The organism is Pseudoduganella dura, assembly GCF_009727155.1.
GTDB lineage: Bacteria > Pseudomonadota > Gammaproteobacteria > Burkholderiales > Burkholderiaceae_D > Rugamonas > Rugamonas dura.
Window position 1 is genome coordinate 117385 of sequence record NZ_WNWM01000002.1, and the last position, 16958, is coordinate 134342.

Genomic DNA, 16958 nt, shown 5'->3' on the forward strand with positions numbered 1-16958 from the left:
GAACCCGGCGTCATTGCATCGCAAGGGCCTCAGGCCAGTGCTTCCTTGGCGGCTTCCTCCGGGGTCAGCGAGTCGTAGAACTGGTCCATGAACCATTCGACCTGCTCTTCGATATGGTCCTGCGCTTCCTGGACGGTAGCACCGCCGGCCACCAGGAAACCTTCCACTTCGATACACCACTGGATGAACGCCAGCGTCTCTTCATCCAGTTCTTCTTTCTTGGCCATAGCAGTTCCTGTCATGTTCATTACCGGCAGATCAACACGATGTGCCTGTGCCCATTTTACCGTAGCAGCCCGCCGCCGGTATCCGTCGGCGGCCCGGTCGCCGGTCAGTTCACGTGCCACGCCCTGGGGCGGTCCAGCAAGCCGAGCCTGGCTTCATGGGGGTCCTGGCGCACCTCGAAGCCGTCATCGCCGATGATCAGCAGGCGGTGCTGTCCGTTATCCGGGTCGGCAGGTAAGCGGCCATTCCCCCATTAGGGGAGCGGCACCGGGCAGGAGAACATCTTGCCCGTCGCGAGGTGTAGTATCCGCAGCCTTGCCGCATCGGCTTGCGAAAAAGAGATCGGAAATGCAAAGCACGGGAAACGACAATCGAGTGCGCGTCATGGTGGTCGACGACCATCCCCTGCTACGTGAAGGAATCATTACGGTTCTTTCACGAGACAGTCGATTCGCTGTCGTGGCACAGGCGGGAGACGGCCTGGAAGCCATCCGGCAATTCGTGCGGCACCGCCCGGACATCACGCTGATGGATTTGCACATGCCGGTCATGGGCGGACTCGATTCGATGGTGGAAATCCGCAAATCCTCACCGCATGCGCGCATCATCGTGATGGCTGCTCATCAAGGCGACGAGCAAGCATTGCGCTCACTGGAAGCCGGTGCGGAAGGCTGTCTGCCGAAAACCATGCTGCGCACGGAGCTGGCCACGGCGATCATGAACGTGCATGGCGGCGCAACGCACATTCCGCCCGGAGTGGCCTCGGAGCTCGCGGCGTACATCGTTGCGGATGCATTGACCCGCCGCGAAATCGAGGTTCTCCGCACTGTCGCCGCGGGAAACACGAACAGGCGCGCGGGCCAGCTCCTCGGCATCGGCGACGAAGCGATGCGGGCGCACATGAACAGCATCCTGGCAAAGCTGAAGGCGGCCGACCGCACACATGCCGTGACGATCGCCATTCGACGCGGCATTATCGAACCATGATGCCGGCACGGCGCCGGACGTTTCACCGGACACCCGCGCATTACCACTATCGGGGTAATCATCCGTCCCGTCATTCGCCTACTCGCCAGGCAATCCAATTCGTGATGCGCATGCACGGGCGGTGGCTCATCATGAGGCACCGAATCACTGGAGCAAACCAACCATGCATTGCAAACGTCCCCTGATCCATGTTGCGCACCCGGATATCGTCGTATCGGCCGGCCTCGTGTCCATCCTGTCTCGGCAATCCGGATTCGATATCACGACCGACGGCGGCGCGGCAGCCTGTTCCAGGGCCGACGTGGTGGTCACCGATCATGCGGGCGGCATCGAGCTGGCACGGCAACGCGCGGAGCAAGCCGGCCCCGGCCCGCACATACTCGTCGTTACCTCGTGCGACAAGGAAGCCCAGGTGCGGAATGCGCTGGACGCCGGTGTCTATGGATACCTGCTGCAGGATTGTTCCGCCGATGATCTGCACGACGCCGTGCAGCGGCTGTCCGAAGGGCTGCGCTACCTGTCCGACCGCGTATCGAAATCGATCGCGGACAGCCTGACCCGCGTATTGCTGACGCCCCGCGAGTCCGATGTCCTCCAGCTGCTCGCGGGCGGCCATTGCAACAAGCTCATCGCCCGGGAACTGGGGATCGGGGTCGGGACCGTGAAGACCCATATCAAGGGCCTGCTGACGAAACTGGATGCGAAGGCGCGCACCCATGCTGTCGTCATCGCGGCGCAGCGTGGCCTGGTCGACGCGGGCATGGCCGGCCTGGCATAGCTGCATCGCGCGTGCGGTCGCGATGAGCCCGGCACGGCACGGGCTGCCTGACCGCTGCGTTGAACTCATTACTGCAACACGTGTTGCGATCCTGTTGCTTCATGCAGCGCCTCCGTTCCTGACGCGCCGACAGGTGGTCAGCCACAATGCTGGAAGTTGCAACAGCATATTCCATCTTCGGTTAGTTGCAAATTTCAGGGTGAAATGCCTGGCTTACGCGAACGGCGCCTTTTCCTTGTGTCGCGATCGACGAGTGACGATAGCGTCGATATTGCACGATTGTGCGAGCCACCATGCACCTGATCCATTGTTGACTGTCCGTTCAAGAACCCCCACAATATAGTTATTGAACAATCGTTCCATAACAGATGGATGGTGTCGCATGGCCAGGCCAAGGACTTTCGATGAAGATGTCGTCATTACCCGTGCAGCGGAGGTTTTCAGCCGTCTCGGCTACAACGCCTGCTCGATCGACGACCTGGTGGAGGCAACGGCGCTGCAGCGCGGCAGTCTCTACAAGGCATTCGGTTCCAAGCGCGGCCTGTTCGAGAAGGTGCTGAACCGGTTCCTGGTCAGCGAGTGGCACGGCAGCCCGGCCGCGCTCGATCTCCTGATTACCGCCCTGAGGGAACTGGTCCCGGCGGATCTGCCGATCGCCGCCCTTTGCCGCACTGCCCTTGACGCCTACGAAGGGGACGCCGCCAAACTGATCGGCGGGCGTTTGCTCGATCACCTGCCCACTCACGAACTCAGCAAGGAGTAGCGATGCCTCGACTCGTATTGACCGACCGCGACCTCATCGTCCACCTGACGGCATGGGAATCGATCTGGTCGCTTCGCCGCAGCTTTCGCGTGCCGCTGGCGCATGTTCGCGGCGCAACCGAAGACAACGGTTTCGGCGGCGGAGCGCTGGGCCTGCGCATCCCGGGCACTTATATCCCCGGCCTGATCGCCGCCGGCACCTTCATCAAGGACGGCGACAAGCAGTTCGTGTACACCAGGCCCAAGCTGCAGACCATGGTGATCGAGCTGGCGGGAAATGACTGGGCGCGCCTGGTGATCGGGGTGCCGGACGTGCGCGCCGAAGTAGCGCGAATCAACGCCGCCGTGGCCCGCCACCACTAGAAACTCGCACCGGCGGCCAGCGCGGCTTCCGCGCTTACGCAGCCCCTTGCCGGATGTTCAAGCGGACGGCGGACGGGCCGACCGGCGCTCGCCGGCGGGATCGTGCGGCCGGCAATAGCCGGCCTGGCGCGCGATGCCATCGGCCCTGCCGTCCGCGCCGATGGTCACGGTCACCATGAATTGCTCGCCCCATTGCGGTTGGTAATAGCTGGCCCGGGGACAGGGCGGGGGTGCGAAATCCACCGTGATGCGCGCCGCCGTGATCTGCTCGAGCCGGGTACCGGAAAGGCGCGCCAGCTTCGCGAGAAGGCGGCAATAGCGCGCCAGCACCGGAGCGAACCCGGACGACGGCGGCTCCATCGATGGAGCCAGCAAGTCGAGCAGTACGGCGCCCCGCTCGTGCTGCCCTGCCAGCAAGCGCAGTTTGCCGATCGTCCAGTAACCATCCAGATCGTTGTTCCGGCTGATGAACGAGCCGCATAATCCGCTGGCGATGTTCGTCAGGTGGCCGCTTCGCGGCATACGTTCGCCTCCAGTCATTGAGCTGATAACACCGTGCCGACGATCGGTCCCGTGCATGGCTGCCTCGCCGAGGACAGACGATCGCATCCGTTTTTCCTGCTGAAAAATCTTCCCCTCATCACCGCTTCACCGCTTCACCGCAAGACATGCACGGATCGGCGCATTGCTCTGGACTGCCGTACAGCTCTCCCCCCAGCATATGAACTTTCCGTCCCCGTCGGATTCCGCGCCCGTCTTCCCCGGAGAAGCCGATTCCGTATCCGACGGGCGAGCCGGACGATAAAATCGCCAATGACGGTTCTGATAAACTCGCCCGCACTGCCGCGCCCTGGCCGGACCTGCATGCCCTTTCCGGCAGAAGCACTTCAATACAACAACAAGAAATCCGCATGATGCATATCGATACGAAACCTGTCCGGCTCGCCGGGCTGGATATCCTGCGCGCGCTTGCCATCGTGCTGGTCCTGATGTCCCACTATAACGGCTTCGTCAGCCAGGCGCCGACCTTCGGCGTCATCGGCAGCATCGGCTGGGCCGGTGTCGACCTGTTCTTCGTGCTGAGCGGCTACCTGATCGGCAACGGGCTGCTGGCACCCGCCGCGCGCGGCGAGAGCCTGCTCTGAAGACCTTTTTCGCGCGCCGCGTGCTGCGTACCCTGCCCAACTATTATGCCGTGCTGGCCGTGTACCTGCTGCTGCCGGATAGTCCGATCGCCGGCAAAAGCATGGCGCCGGTCTGGCGCTTTCTGACCTTCACCCAGAACTTCGGCCTGCATTACGGCGAGACCTTCACGCACTCGTGGTCGCTGTGCATCGAGGAACAGTTCTACCTGGTACTGCCGCTGGCGGTGCTGGCACTGGTCGGCAGCCGGCGCTCGCCGCGCCTGCTGTGGTGCGCGCTGCTGGCCGCCATTGGCGCCGGCATGACGGCGCGCGGCGCAGCGTTCATGGACGGCAAGGATGTCTTCGCCGCGCCCGTGTATTACTCGAGCCTGTGCCGCTTCGACGAACTGCTCCCGGGCGTGGCCATCGCGATGCTGAAGAACTTTCATCCGACGGCCTTCGCGCGCATTCTGCGCTACGGAAACACGCTGCTGGCGGCGGGCCTCGCGATGGCGGCGGCTGTCCTCTACGGGGTAATGAACGAGGCGCCGAATGCCTTCGCGGCATCCACCTTCGGATTCTCGCTGGTCGCCGCCAGTTTCGCGTTGCTGACGTGCTCCGCGCTCAGCCCCGGCTCGCTGCTGAACCGCCTGCGCATTCCCGGCGCGGCCAGTCTGGCCCTGTGGTCCTATGCGGTCTACCTGGTGCATAAGCCCGTGTTCATGGTGCTCCGTCCGGAGCTGGAACGCCGGAGCATCGATCCCGGCGCGCTGCCGACCATTGCAGCCGTCATGGCCGCCGGCATCCTGGGCGGCTGGCTGCTGTACCGGCTGGTGGAGACACCGTTCATGCAACTGCGGGAGCGCTGGTATCCAGCAGGCGCGTCGAAGACGGACCACCCGGCCGCTTCCGGCCCTGCGGGCAAGGCGATCGGCGGTCAGACGTAGCCATCGTTCTTCGCTCCCGGCCGCCGCAGGCAACGGGGCAACCTGCACCAGCACCGGCGCCGCCGCCCGCCTAACGCCCTGCGCCGGACAACTGCACTTCCTGCCGCTGCACGATCTCGGCCGAGTTCAGCCCCACGCCCAGCGACACCTTGCCGCCCGGCGTCACCCATTTGCCGCCCTTCTCGTCCCAGTACGACAGCAGCCGGCGCTCGACGGGAATCGTCACCACCTGCTCGCCCCCCGCCGGCAGCCGCACGCGGGCGAAGCCGACCAGTTTCACGGCCGGCGTTTCCACCAGCGCGGGGAGCGCGCCGCTGTATACCTGCACCACGGTCGAACCGGCGCGCGAACCCGTGTTCTTCACGCGCACGGACACCGTGGCCGCCGTGTCGCCCTGCGCGGGACGCACACCCAGCCCGTCCACGCTGAACGACGAGTACGACAGGCCATAGCCGAACGGGAACAGCGGCTTCTGCCCGTGTTTCTGCAGGTAGCGGTAGCCCACGAACACGCCTTCGTCGTAGCGCACGGTGCCGCCGCCGGCGTAGGGCCGCGGGCCCTGGCTCTCGTCGGCCACGAACGATACCGGCAGGCGGCCGCCCGGCTCGGCATCGCCGAACAGCACGTTCGCGATCGCCGTGCCGGAAGCGGCGCCGGGATACCACATCTGCACCACGCCTTTCACGCGCGGCAGCCACGGCATCCTGACGGCGCCGCCGGTGTTGAGCACCACCACCGTGTTCGGATTGGCGGCCGCCACGGCTTCGACCAGCGCATCCTGGTCGGCCGGCAGCGCGTAGTTGTCGCGGTCCATCTCCTCGCCGGTGACCTGGTTGACGAACACCACGGCCACGTCCGACTTCTTCGCCAGCGCCACGGCATCCGGGATCAGCGACACCGGCTGCCAGCCCAGCTGGATGCGCGCGCCGGTGAACGCGCCGCGCGACGAGAATTCGACCTCGATGCGCACCTTGCGGCCCTTCTCCAGCTGCGCCACGCCATGCAGCGGATACGTGAACGGGCCGGAGCCGGGGAAGCCGTCCGCCGTCGAGCGGGCGCCGTCGATGACGGCCTTGCCGTCGATTTTCACCTTGACCGCGCCGCTGACGGACGTGGCCAGCCGCACCGGGCCGTCCTTGTCCGGCGTGTATTCCGTCACCCACTTCGCCGACCATTTCGCCGGCGTCGACGTCGACGGCTTGCCCTTGATGTCGATCTCCTTCACGGTGTCCTCGGCCAGCGGCGCACCTGTGAAATCCTCGGTGCCGAAGTACTGCACGCGCCAGCCCGGCTTGCCGTCCGGCGCCACCAGCGCGACCGGCGGCGCGAAGATGCCGCCATCGCTGGAAATCGACGGCAGCACCACGTCGCCGAGCGAACCCTGCGCGTGGACCACCTTGGCCGCGGCGCCGGCCTTCGCGGCGATCGCTTCCAGCGGCGTGGCGAACTGGCCCGGATCGACGAAGGTCGACCACATCACGCCGGTGACGGCTTCCTTGCCGGCCGGGCCGATCACGGCGATCTGGCCGGCGCGGCGCAGCGGCAGCACGTTGCCTTCGTTCTTCAGCAGCACGGTGGCGCTTTCGGCCACCCGGACCGCCAGCGCCTGGTGTTCCGGCGTGGTGACCACGGCCGCCGGCGTATCGGTGACGGGCCGGTCGAACGTGCCGGTCGAGAACAGCGCCCACAGCATGCGGCGCGCCGCGTCGTTCAGGCGGCCGAGCGGAATGCGGCCATCCTTGAATCCTTCCGCCTTGCGCAGGAACGGCTGCAGCGACCAGGAATCGATGCCGGCGTTGAACTGCCTGATGCCGTCCGCGCCGCCCATGAAGTCGGTGGCCATGTAGCCGTTGAAGCCGTGGCGCTTGATCTGCGCCAGCAGCCCGGCGTTCTCCAGCATGAACGTGCCGTTCACCTTCGGGTAGGAACCCATCAGCGAGCCGATCCTCGTCTTTTCCACGAGATAGTGGAACGGCAGGTTGTACACCTCCTGCAGCGCGCGCGGCGCCACCTCCACGTTCATCGTCAGGCGTTCGCGTTCCGTGTGATAGACCGTGTAGTGCTTGGCCATCGCGATCACGTGCTCGCCCTGCATGCCCGAGGCCACCTCCGAGCCCAGCACGGCGTTCACCAGCGGGTCTTCGCCGAACGACTCCGTCAGGCGCCCCGAAAGGCCGTCCCGCGCCACGTCGACGGTGGGGCCGAGGATCACGTTCCAGCCCTTGCCGCGCGCCTCGACGGCGATCGCCTTGCCGTATTCGCGGGCCAGGGCCGCGTCGAACGTGGCGCCCAGCGCCAGCGGCACCGGGAAGGCGGTCACGCCCTTGTCGCCGCGCAGCCCCGCCGACGCGTCGACCCGGGTCAGCGCCGGCACGCCCAGGGGCGCGAGCGGCGCGTACTCGGCCGCGTCGACGGCGCTGACCAGCGCCACCTTCTGCTCGAAGCTCATCGCTTTCAGCAACTGGTCGGCGCGCACTTCCGGCTTTTGGGTAGCGTCGCGCCAGGGCTGCGTGGGAAGCGGCGCGGCGGCCGGGCCGGCGGCATGCGCCAGGCCCGCAATGCACAGGCTCGCCGGTATCATCATCGCGCCGCGGCGCAGCAGGTTTTTCCTTGTCATCTCGTCTCTCATGTTGTTGATATGATCACTGCAGCGCGGCCGTGGGCAGCCTGCGAATATAAAGCCATCCCAGTGCCGTCGTAAAGCTTACCGCCACCGCCAGCGCGGTGAACAGCGTGGCGGGGCCGCTCTCGATCAGCAGCGGCGTGCCGAGCGCCGCGACGGCGGCCAGCATGCGCGTGAAGAACGTGGTGGCGCCCTGCGCGGTGGAGCGCAGCAGCGTGGGGAACAGTTCCTGGCTCCACACCTTCCACATCGACTCGCCGGCGAACGCGCCGCCGATGCCCTGCAGGATCTGCCAGGCGGCCAGCGAGAACACGTTCACGCCGAACACGATCGGCATCAGCTGCCCGGCCACGGCCAGCACGCCGCCCAGCACGAACCACGTCATCCGCGACGGCAGGTCGACGGTGCGCATGAAGAGGATCGCCGCAGTAAAGGACACCACCAGCTGCGCCGTGTTCACCAGCCCGGCCGTGGAAACCGATGTTCGCGCCACCTCCGTGTAGAGCAGCGTGCCGAACTGCCCACCCGTGTTGGCGGCCAGGTTGAACACGCCGTAGAACAGCGCCAGCGCCACGAACGGGCCGATGAAGCGGCCGCCGAACAGTTGCCGGATGCCGCCCGCGTCGACGCGGTCCGCGTCCGGGCCCGTGTCCACCCGTGCATCGGCGTCGGCGCGGGCCCGCGTCCATTCCCCCGATTCGGGCAGCGTGGTCCGCAGCGCCAGCACCAGCAGCGCCACCGCCAGCACGTGCCCCCACATGATCCGCCCGCCCAGCTCGCCCAGTCCGCCGACGAAGATCTGCAGCACGTAGGTGGTGCCGATCGCCGCCATCCACAGCACGTGCGAAAAGGCGATCAGCCGGCCCTTGAAGCCCGGTGGCGCTTCCTCGGCGATCATCGCCATCGATACCGGCAAGTCCGCGCCGATGCAGAAGCCCACGACGACGGTTCCCGCCACCAGCACCGGCAGCGAGGGCGCGAACGCCAGCATGGCCGTGCCGAGCGCCAGGCCGATCATCGTGGTCGTGAATACGCGGCGGCGCCCGAAGCGGTCGCCCAGCCGGCCACCGACCAGCGCGCCAATGGCGAACAGCGCCGTGAGCACGGCCGACAGCTGGCCGATCCGTCCCAGCGACAGGCCGAAATGGTCCTTGTACAGCACCAGCGCGCCGCCGCTGGTGATGATCGCGGCGGCGTCCAGGTAGGAAGCCATGCCCGCCAGGATCGCCACACGCCAGGCGGCGCGCGGCAGGTCGCGCAGGCGCGGCACGGGTATCGTTTCGACCTTCATGCCGCCTCCCCCGGTACCTGCCCGATCGCCGGCAACTCGGCCTGCGATTCCGTCTGCAACTCCGCCTGCAGGCCCGCCGGCCGGCCCAGCCCGCGGGCCCGGAACAGCCACGCCGGCGAACAGCTCCACGCATGGCAATAGCTGTTGGCGTGGATGTCGCCGTACGGCGACGCCAGCGGGTCGGCCGGATCGAACGCTTCCCAGAAAGTATCGGCACCGGCATCGAGCATGGCGCCCCAGTACGAGCGGACCAGGTCGAGTGCCTCGTCATCCATGCCGCAGGCCAGCATCGCTTCGACGACGTAGTGATACGCGTAGGGCGTGATGGGCCGCAGTGCCCGCGGGTCCGCCAGCGCATTGCGCAATGCGGCCTGCGCCACGCCGGCCGACCCGGCAATCCCCGCCAGCACGAGCCACGCCTGGGCTGCAACCGACACCTGCTGTTCCGGGCCGCTGGTGAACACGCCGCGGCCGGCATCGAACAGCTGCGCCCGCGCGGCGGCGGCCATGCCGTCGACGAGCGGGCCGTAATGCCCGACCTCCTCCGTGCAGCCCAGCAGTGCAGCCAGCGCCAGCATGCGCCGCAGCGCGAACACGATCACGCCGTGGGTGGCGGCGCTCTTGTCGAGGCCGAAGGCCCAGTCGATGAAGCACCAGGTCTCCCCGCTGTCGTGGAACATCAGCGTGTCGTCGAGCCGGGCCAGCAGGCAGTCGACCTGGCGGCGTGCCACCGGCCACAGTTCGCGGCCGCAGGCCGTGTCGCCGGTCGCTTCCACGTATTCCTGGAGCGTCACGCAGAACAGTGCCGCGTAATCGAGCGTGGTCGTGTCGCCGTAGGTCGGCTCGGGGCGTTCGTACACGCAGCCGTTGACCAGCCCGTCCGAGCGCGGCAGGCCGGCGAACAGGTACAGGCAGCGCTTGACCACGTCGTCGGCCCGCAGCGTGGCGTAGCTGGCCAGCGCCTGCAGCCGCAGGTCGCCCACCCACAGGCGCCGGTCGCGACGCGGGCCGTCCTCGAAGGCGGTCTGCAGGCAATCGCGTAGCGTGCGCTGCGCTACCAGGTCGACCTGCCGTATCCATTCCGGATACGCATCCGGCAACGGTTCGGGTTCCGTGCGGGCCGACGTGACGGCATGGGCCGTCATGTCCTCGAAGCGCACGGCGAAGCGGCGCGAAGCGGCCAGCACTTCCACCTTCACGTAGCGGAACGCGTGGCGGCGCGGCAGCCGGAAGATCGCCGGCAGGTCGTCGATCGTCACGATTTCCTCCGGCAGCCACGCCGCGCTGATCCAGCCCGAGTAAGGGTACAGCGGTTCGGCCACGTCGGTGGGCACCTCGCCGAACGTGAGCCGCAGCCGGATCGGGCTGTCCGCCACGCAGCCGGCCGGCACGGCCCGGAACGACAGGTAGCCCGTCAGGTGCTCGCCGAAGTCGGCGATGAAGGCACTGCCTTCCGGCCAGTCGCGCCGCGCCAGGCCGGCGCCGTCGCCGACCGGCTGCATGGCATGGCGTAACGGGTGGTCCGGCCGTGCCTGCGGCTGCACCAGCGCGGCGGGCGGCAGGGAGCGTTCGTTCAGGACAGGTATCAGCGCCTGCGCGGTGCGCAGGAATGCCGCGACCGGCGGGCCGGCCGGCAGGTTGATCCGCCGCGCTTCTTCCGCCGCGTTGGCCTGGGCGATCTGTTCCGGACTTGGTTTCATTGGTCTCCTCGGTGGTTTCCGGTATGCGTGCGGCTTACCAGCGCTTGGTCAGGCTGGCCGAGATCACGCGGCCCAGCGGGTTCGCCGTGTTGCCGTCGAAGCCCAGGATCGAACCGCCGGTGTAGAACACGGGCGGGTTGCGGTCGAACAGGTTCGTCACGTCGATGGCCAGCGTGGTGTTGTCGAGCATGCCGCGGTCCTTGAAGTTCCAGGCGAAGTGCCCGTCCACGGTGTTGAAGCTGGAAACCCGCTGCACCGGGGTGACGCCGGTATTGCGGAACGTGCCCACGTGGTTGGCGAACAGCGACGCGCTGAAGCTGCCGCGCACCAGGCCGGCCTGCAGGCGCACCTTGTTGCGCACCGCGTAGTTCGTGTCCAGCAGCTCGATGGTCTCGGCCACGCCCGGCACGTTCTGGTCGAACTTCATCATGTGGCTGCCCGACAGGCCGAACTTCCACTGGCCGACCGTGCTCCTGAGCAGGTATTCGATGTTGTAGTCGATGCCCTGGATCTTCTCGTCGGCGAAGTTCTGGCGGCGCAGGTCGTACACGGCGTACGGCAGGCCCACGTCCGGATATACCAGGCCGTCGTGGCGCATGCCCGCCAGCAGCGGCTCGACGACCGAGCGCCATTGGGCATCGGTGGCGCCGGCCGGCCGCAGGATGCGGTACGGCGCGTAGGCGTCGATCGGGTTGGTCAGCACGCCGAACGTGGGGAACGTGATCACATCCTTGTAGTCGATGCGGAAGTACGTCAGGCCGACCTTGAAGCCGCCGAGCAGCTCGGGCCCCAGGTCGAGGCCGAGGTTGTACGTATTGGCCTTCTCAGGTTTCAGGTTGTTGCCCCCGGCGAGCCACACGGCATAGTCGGACGGCGCGGCGTTGGCGCAGCCGATGTGCTGGGCCGGATTGCAGTCGGCGCGGATCACGCGGGTATCGATCGCGCTCGGCGCGTCGGCCAGGCTGGGCGCGTGGAACGAGCGGCCGGCGGAAAGGCGCACCTTGACGCCGTCCGCCACCGTCCAGTTGGCGCCGAATTTCGGGTTGGTGGTGCTGCCCACGTCGCTGTACCTGTCGTAGCGCGCGGCCACCGAGACGTCGAGCTTGCGCACGCCGGCGAAGGCGTTGGCGTCGCCCACGACCGGGAAGTACAGTTCGCCGAACACGGAATCGTCGTCGCGCGTGCCCTTCGACGTGTACGGTGCGGACGTGAATTCGCCCCCGGCCGGGCCGGCCGAGGTCAGGCCTTCCATCGCCTCGCGCCGCGTGCCGGCGCCGAGCGCCGCCCGAGCCTTGCCGCCGCCCATCTGGAACAGCGGGCCGTCGAGCTTGACCTGGGCATCCTTCAGCGTGTGCCGGGCGTTGTAGCGGGTGACGAAGTTACCGATCTGCGCCAGCAGGCCGGCGCTCGTCTGCGCGCCGATGCCGGTCGGGTTGAACGTGCCGTTCGCCGCGCCGGCGATCGCCAGCGCCTGGTTGATGCCGTAGTTGTTGACGTCGTCCTTCTCGATGCCGTAGTTGAACTCCACCTTCGCGTTCCACTCGTTCGGCAGCTGCACGTTGGCGCCGGCCACGAGGCTGCGCGTGCTGGTGGTGATGCGGTTCGTGAACGCGCCGAAATCGCCGGACGGGTTGTAGGTCACCGTCTGCGGCGCGCCCGCCGCGGCGCCAGCCAGCGGCAGGTAGAACGGGCTGCTGGCCGGCACGGTCAGCGCCAGGCCGCCGCTGGTGACGCCGCCGCCGTCGACGCGCGAGTCGAGCGTGCGGCCGGAATACAGGAAGCTGGCATACAGCTCGGTCGATTCGCCCACATCCTGCCGCACGCTGAAGAAGGCCTGGTCGCGGCGCTGCGCCGGGTACAGGTCGTTGCCGCGGTTCGTTTCGCAGCGGCTGGTATCGCCCGGCACCAGCGCGCCGCCGCCCGTGATCGGGTAATTGACGCCGCCCACGCTGGCGGTGCCGGGCGTGCAGTTCGGCGAGCGCGTGTCCGGCCCGCCCCAGCGGCGCTGGTCGGCGATGGCGTAGGAGCGGGCGTAGCCGTCCAGCGCCGAATTCTCGGAACGCTCGATCGCGGCCAGTGCATGGCCGCCATCCCACTTGTGCCCGACCAGGTGGCTGAAATTCTTTGTCCGGTAGCCGTCGGCGCTGCCGAAGCGCACCTTGGTCTCGGCGCCGTTGAAGCTCTTGCGGGGCACGAAGTTGATGACGCCGGCGACGGCGTCCGAGCCGTAGATGGCCGAACCGCCGTCCGCCATCACTTCCACGCGCTCGAGGATCGACGTGGGAATGGCGCCGGCGTCCGGTGCGGTCTGGTTGATGCCCGCGCCGGGCAGGCGGTGGCCGTCGAGCAGCACCAGTGTCAGGCCGGCGCCGCCGTTGCCCACGCCGATGCCGTGGATGGCCGGCTGGTCGACGAAGTTGGCCTGGTTTTGTCCGTTGTTGATGCCCGAGGCGCTGAAGTTGTTCATTTCCGGCACCGAGCGCAGCAGTTCGGTGGACGTGGTGGCGCCGGTGGCCGCGATATCCTCGCGGCGAATGGTCGTCACATCCGACCCCACGGCGGCCACGCCGCGGATGCTGGTGCCGGTGACGGTCACCACGTTTTCCGCCTGCACCGGCTGCTGTGCCTGCTGGCCCGCGGCGCCCTGGCAGACGCCTGCGAGGGCGCAGACCGCCAGTGCGATCCGGGTCTTTTGTGTCGGTTGTCGTTGCATTGCCTGTCTCCTGTGATTGGTATGGTGGTTCGTGGCGGCTAGAGTGATGCAAGATGCAAGGTGCAGATTGCGAATCGCGGACGTGGCGCATCCCTCGCGCGGCCGTCGGCGCGCGTGCCTGCTGCATGGCGTTGCGTAAAGCGGATGAATCAGTGCGGCGGACTGGCGCCGGACCAGCCGCAGGGCTGCGGCGGCAAGCAGCCGGCGGGATCGGAGGCCGGTGTATCAGGCGCGACCAGTTCGACGGCGATGCCGGCACGCTCCAGCATCTGCACGCCCGCATCGGGTGCGCCGGTATCGGTGATGACGCGGGCGATGCGGTCGAGTGCGCACAGGAACATGCCGCCCCTGCCGTCGAACTTCGACGAATCGGCCAGCACCACGACCTGCCCGGCCTGGTGGATCAGCCGGCGGCCGGCCTGGATCAGCAGCGCATCGGCCTCCATCACGCCCAGCGCGCAAAGGCAATGGGCGCCCATGAACAGCCGGTCGGCATAGCAGTACTGCACCGCCTCGGTATCGAACGGGCTGAGGATGATGCCCTGCGCCGGGTACACCTTGCCGCCGCTGAGGATCACGTCGTTGTCGCTGGCGGCCAGCAGTTCGCGGGCCATCGCGAACGAGTTCGTCAGCACCCGCATGCGCCGCTCGCCGAGGAACGGCGCCATGTGGAAGGTGGTGGTGCCGCCGCCGATCAGCACGGTGTCGCCGTCGGCGCACAGCGCGGCGGCGCGGCGTGCGATAGCCCGCTTGCGGCCGGCATGCAGGCGTGCCGCCGCGTCGAACGTGCCGGGCCCGTGCGGCCGCGCCGGCCCGGACTCGATGCGGCGCGCGCCGCCATGCGTGCGGCGCAGCTGGCCGGCCGTATCGAGCAGCCGGATATCGCGCCGTACGGTGGCGGGGGAAACGCCGAGCCAGTCGGCCAGCTGGGGAATCGGCGCGGCGCCATGCTCGGCGAGCAGGCGCAGCAGGTGTTTGTGACGGTAGCGGTGGTCCATCGCGGTCTCCTGGTTGGCCATGGCCCAAGGGCCGGCCGTTTTTTATAAGAACCTTGCTGCGTGACGCCGTTGCTGTTCCTTCCTTGCCGGCTTCTCGTCGAGCCTCAAGAACTTTCTTTTTAATTCTTAACGTCTTGTAAGCAAATATAACCATTCATTAATGCCGCGTAAACCTATTAAGAAAACATGACATCAAATTGATCATTTCACCCGACAGCTTCCCGGCCGCTTGTGCAGGTGGTTGCTTTGTTCATTTATTGTTAAACTGATTGGATGCACATCCTGCTTGCCGAAGACGATCCGATCCTTGCCGACGCCCTGTGCGCGCACCTGCGCGGCACCGGCTACACGGTCGAACATGCCCCCAACGGCCCCGTGGCCGAGTACCTGTTGCAGCGCGAGACGTTCGACCTCGCAATCCTGGACCTGGGCCTGCCGATGGTCGATGGCCTGACCGTGCTGCGGCACGTGCGCGCCACCAACCAGCTGATGCCCGTCATCGTACTGACGGCGCAGGATGCGCTCGAGAGCCGCGTGGCCGGACTCGATGCCGGCGCCGACGACTACATGACCAAGCCTTTCGACTTCCCGGAGCTCGATGCGCGCGTGCGCGCCCTGCTCCGGCGGGTCAGCGCGGTCGGCGGCACGGCGGAGCTGGGGTTCGGCAAGCTGGGGTTCGATCCCCGCACCCGCCGGGCCACGATCGCCGGCGAGCAGATCGAACTGAGCCCGCGCGAATGGGCGCTGCTGGAACTGCTGCTGGTGAACCGCGACAACGTGGTCACCAAGGACCAGATCAACGAGAGCTGGGCCAGCGATGGCGCCGGCACCGGGGCCGGCAACGCGATCGAGGTCTATATCCACCGCCTGCGGCGCCGCCTGGAAGGCTCCGGCCTGGATATCCGCACGGTGCGCGGCCTTGGCTACCTGCTCGAGGCGGATGCCCGCACGGCCCGCGCCTGACATGGTTTCGCTGCACCGCAAGCTGCTGCTCTGGCTGTTGTTGCCGCAGCTGGTGCTGTGGGTGGCGGGCGGCTTCTTTACCTACCGGCTGGCGGCCGGCTATGCGAACCGCGCGATCGACGCCAGCCTGGCGCAGGCTTCCCGCGCGCTGCTGCGGCAGGTCAAGCCGATCGACCAGGGCCTGCTGATCGACTTTCCCCGCGCCGCCCAGGACGTGCTGGAAGCGGACCCGCGCGATCCGCTGATGTATACCGTGAGCACGCCGCCCGGTCACTTCATACTCGGCAACGAAAACCTGCCGCTGCCGCCGGCCGGCAGCGAGCGCAAGCTCGACACACCGACGTTCTATGACGGCGACGTGGTGCCGCAACCCGACCCCAGCGGCACGCCGAAGCACATGCGCATCGCCGCGCTGTACGTGGCGTTCGGCGACATCAGCGCGCCGCAGCAGACGATGCTGGTGCAGGTGGCGCGCAGCAGCGCCAACCGCGAGGAACTGGCGCGCGCGATCCTGGCCGACACGCTGTTACCCCTTTCGGGCCTGATGCTGCTGATGAGCGTGATCGTGTGGGCCGGCATCCGCGCCGGCCTGGCACCGCTGGCACGGCTGCGCCGCGAAGTGGAAAGCCGTGCGCCGGGCGACCTGACGCCGCTCAAGCTCGACCTCGCGCCGACCGAACTGCGCTCGCTGGCCGGCGCGCTGAACGACCTGCTGGCATCGGTGCGGCACCACGTGGGCGCCCAGCAGCGCTTCATCGCCGATGCGGCCCACCAGTTGCGCACGCCGCTGGCCGGCCTGAAAAGCCAGACCAGGCTGGCCCTGGAGGCGGCCGGCGACGACACCCAGCGCGCCCGGCTCGACATGGTGCACCAGAGCGCCACGCGCAGCGCCCACCTGGTGGCGCAGCTGCTGACGCTGGCCCGTGCCGAGCCGGGCGCGGCGGCCACGCTGGAACGCGCCCGCTTCGACCTGCACCGGTTCGTGCAAGAAGTGGCGGCGCACCTGGTGCCGCGCGCGTTGCGGGCCGGGGTGGATCTGGGCGTGGAAGTCCCGGCCGATATCGAACTGCCCGCGCATGCCAACGCCGCGCTGCTGCGCGAAGCGCTGACGAACCTGGTCGACAACGCGATCCGCTATGCCGGGCGCGGCGCCGAAGTCACGCTGCACGTGCGGCAGGAAGGCGCGGACGCGGTCATCGTCGTCGACGACAACGGCCCGGGCATCGCCGCCGCCGACCGCGAGCGCGTGTTCGAACGCTTCGTGCGCGCCACCGAGGGCGGCGACGGCTGCGGGCTCGGTCTCGCCATCGTGCGCGAGATCATCGAGCGGCACCACGGCACCGTCACACTGGGCGACGCCGAACCGCACGGGCTGCGCGTCACGATCCGGCTGCCGCGCGGCCCGGTGGCGGAATGATGCGCTGCCATCCGCCTGCGTGGTTCCTTCTGCGGCCCCTTCCGCGGTCCCCTTCCCGGCGCCTTTC

Annotated in this window: 15 protein-coding genes; 8 read left to right on the forward strand and 7 right to left on the reverse strand. The window is 67.7% G+C overall.

Annotation, left to right across the window (positions count from 1 at the left end; genetic code table 11):
- Positions 1–29: 29 nt before the first annotated feature.
- Complete coding sequence (locus tag GJV26_RS00760; protein ID WP_155706794.1) at positions 30–227, reverse strand: hypothetical protein; 198 nt, start codon at positions 225–227, stop codon at positions 30–32.
- A 382-nt stretch (positions 228–609) separates the two neighbouring features.
- Between GJV26_RS00760 and GJV26_RS00765 the strand changes: the two genes are divergently transcribed.
- The 4 genes from GJV26_RS00765 to GJV26_RS00780 all read left to right on the forward strand — a co-directional run bounded on the left by GJV26_RS00765 (position 610) and on the right by GJV26_RS00780 (position 3115).
- Positions 610–1212, forward strand: coding sequence for a response regulator transcription factor (locus tag GJV26_RS00765; protein ID WP_216643087.1), 603 nt, complete (start codon positions 610–612; stop codon positions 1210–1212).
- Positions 1213–1375: 163 nt separating this feature from the next.
- Entirely contained in the window at positions 1376–1990 is a 615-nt protein-coding gene (locus GJV26_RS00770; RefSeq protein ID WP_155706797.1) for a response regulator transcription factor, read from the forward strand.
- Between the two features lie 382 nt (positions 1991–2372).
- Positions 2373–2753, forward strand: coding sequence for a TetR/AcrR family transcriptional regulator (locus tag GJV26_RS00775; protein WP_155706799.1), 381 nt, complete (start codon positions 2373–2375; stop codon positions 2751–2753).
- Positions 2754–2755: 2 nt separating this feature from the next.
- Positions 2756–3115: a hypothetical protein gene (locus tag GJV26_RS00780; RefSeq protein ID WP_155706800.1), complete on the forward strand. Its 360-nt coding sequence runs from the start codon at positions 2756–2758 to the stop codon at positions 3113–3115.
- 57 nt (positions 3116–3172) lie between these two features.
- On the opposite strand, the gene GJV26_RS00785 is transcribed toward GJV26_RS00780, so the two are convergent.
- Positions 3173–3637: a hypothetical protein gene (locus tag GJV26_RS00785; RefSeq protein ID WP_155706802.1), complete on the reverse strand. Its 465-nt coding sequence runs from the start codon at positions 3635–3637 to the stop codon at positions 3173–3175.
- Positions 3638–4026: 389 nt separating this feature from the next.
- On the opposite strand from GJV26_RS00785, the gene GJV26_RS30420 reads away from it, so the two are divergent.
- Together GJV26_RS30420 and GJV26_RS00790 are read left to right on the forward strand one after the other, a co-directional pair.
- On the forward strand, positions 4027–4260 hold the full coding sequence (locus tag GJV26_RS30420) for an acyltransferase family protein (RefSeq protein ID WP_260114792.1): 234 nt from the start codon (positions 4027–4029) through the stop codon (positions 4258–4260).
- A gap of 20 nt (positions 4261–4280) precedes the next feature.
- A complete protein-coding gene (locus GJV26_RS00790) occupies positions 4281–5186 on the forward strand; it encodes an acyltransferase family protein (protein WP_260117450.1) in 906 nt (301 codons plus the stop codon).
- 70 nt (positions 5187–5256) lie between these two features.
- Here the strand turns inward: GJV26_RS00790 and GJV26_RS00795 are convergent, their stop codons facing one another.
- The 5 genes from GJV26_RS00795 to GJV26_RS00815 all read right to left on the reverse strand — a co-directional run bounded on the left by GJV26_RS00795 (position 5257) and on the right by GJV26_RS00815 (position 14511).
- Complete coding sequence (locus tag GJV26_RS00795) at positions 5257–7803, reverse strand: beta-glucosidase family protein (RefSeq protein ID WP_173346106.1); 2547 nt, start codon at positions 7801–7803, stop codon at positions 5257–5259.
- 25 nt (positions 7804–7828) lie between these two features.
- Positions 7829–9100, reverse strand: coding sequence for an MFS transporter (locus tag GJV26_RS00800; RefSeq protein WP_155706806.1), 1272 nt, complete (start codon positions 9098–9100; stop codon positions 7829–7831).
- Positions 9097–10800: an alpha-L-rhamnosidase-related protein gene (locus GJV26_RS00805; RefSeq protein WP_216643088.1), complete on the reverse strand. Its 1704-nt coding sequence runs from the start codon at positions 10798–10800 to the stop codon at positions 9097–9099. Before GJV26_RS00805 ends, GJV26_RS00800 begins: the two co-directional genes overlap by 4 nt.
- Before the next feature lie 34 nt (positions 10801–10834).
- Positions 10835–13513 carry a TonB-dependent receptor plug domain-containing protein gene (locus GJV26_RS00810; RefSeq protein WP_155706808.1) on the reverse strand — a complete coding sequence of 893 codons (2679 nt, stop codon included), beginning with the start codon at positions 13511–13513 and terminating at the stop codon, positions 10835–10837.
- A gap of 149 nt (positions 13514–13662) precedes the next feature.
- Positions 13663–14511: a DeoR/GlpR family DNA-binding transcription regulator gene (locus GJV26_RS00815; protein WP_229419126.1), complete on the reverse strand. Its 849-nt coding sequence runs from the start codon at positions 14509–14511 to the stop codon at positions 13663–13665.
- A 273-nt stretch (positions 14512–14784) separates the two neighbouring features.
- Between GJV26_RS00815 and GJV26_RS00820 the strand changes: the two genes are divergently transcribed.
- Positions 14785–15474, forward strand: a complete 690-nt coding sequence (locus GJV26_RS00820; RefSeq protein ID WP_155706811.1) for a response regulator transcription factor — start codon at positions 14785–14787, stop codon at positions 15472–15474.
- Position 15475: 1 nt separating this feature from the next.
- Positions 15476–16891, forward strand: a complete 1416-nt coding sequence (locus GJV26_RS00825; protein WP_229419127.1) for a sensor histidine kinase — start codon at positions 15476–15478, stop codon at positions 16889–16891.
- The last annotated feature ends 67 nt before the right edge of the window (positions 16892–16958 follow it).

Coding starts and splice junctions, on each gene's coding strand:
- GJV26_RS00775 (WP_155706799.1), top strand. CDS start 2,373: ATGGCCAGGCCAAGGACTTTCGATGAAGATGTCGTCATTACCCGTGCA.
- GJV26_RS00820 (WP_155706811.1), top strand. CDS start 14,785: ATGCACATCCTGCTTGCCGAAGACGATCCGATCCTTGCCGACGCCCTG.
- GJV26_RS00800 (WP_155706806.1), bottom strand. CDS start 9,100: ATGAAGGTCGAAACGATACCCGTGCCGCGCCTGCGCGACCTGCCGCGC.
- GJV26_RS00785 (WP_155706802.1), bottom strand. CDS start 3,637: ATGCCGCGAAGCGGCCACCTGACGAACATCGCCAGCGGATTATGCGGC.
- GJV26_RS00815 (WP_229419126.1), bottom strand. CDS start 14,511: ATGGACCACCGCTACCGTCACAAACACCTGCTGCGCCTGCTCGCCGAG.
- GJV26_RS30420 (WP_260114792.1), top strand. CDS start 4,027: ATGATGCATATCGATACGAAACCTGTCCGGCTCGCCGGGCTGGATATC.
- GJV26_RS00805 (WP_216643088.1), bottom strand. CDS start 10,800: ATGAAACCAAGTCCGGAACAGATCGCCCAGGCCAACGCGGCGGAAGAA.
- GJV26_RS00765 (WP_216643087.1), top strand. CDS start 610: ATGGTGGTCGACGACCATCCCCTGCTACGTGAAGGAATCATTACGGTT.
- GJV26_RS00760 (WP_155706794.1), bottom strand. CDS start 227: ATGGCCAAGAAAGAAGAACTGGATGAAGAGACGCTGGCGTTCATCCAG.
- GJV26_RS00825 (WP_229419127.1), top strand. CDS start 15,476: ATGGTTTCGCTGCACCGCAAGCTGCTGCTCTGGCTGTTGTTGCCGCAG.
- GJV26_RS00780 (WP_155706800.1), top strand. CDS start 2,756: ATGCCTCGACTCGTATTGACCGACCGCGACCTCATCGTCCACCTGACG.
- GJV26_RS00770 (WP_155706797.1), top strand. CDS start 1,376: ATGCATTGCAAACGTCCCCTGATCCATGTTGCGCACCCGGATATCGTC.
- GJV26_RS00795 (WP_173346106.1), bottom strand. CDS start 7,803: ATGACAAGGAAAAACCTGCTGCGCCGCGGCGCGATGATGATACCGGCG.
- GJV26_RS00810 (WP_155706808.1), bottom strand. CDS start 13,513: ATGCAACGACAACCGACACAAAAGACCCGGATCGCACTGGCGGTCTGC.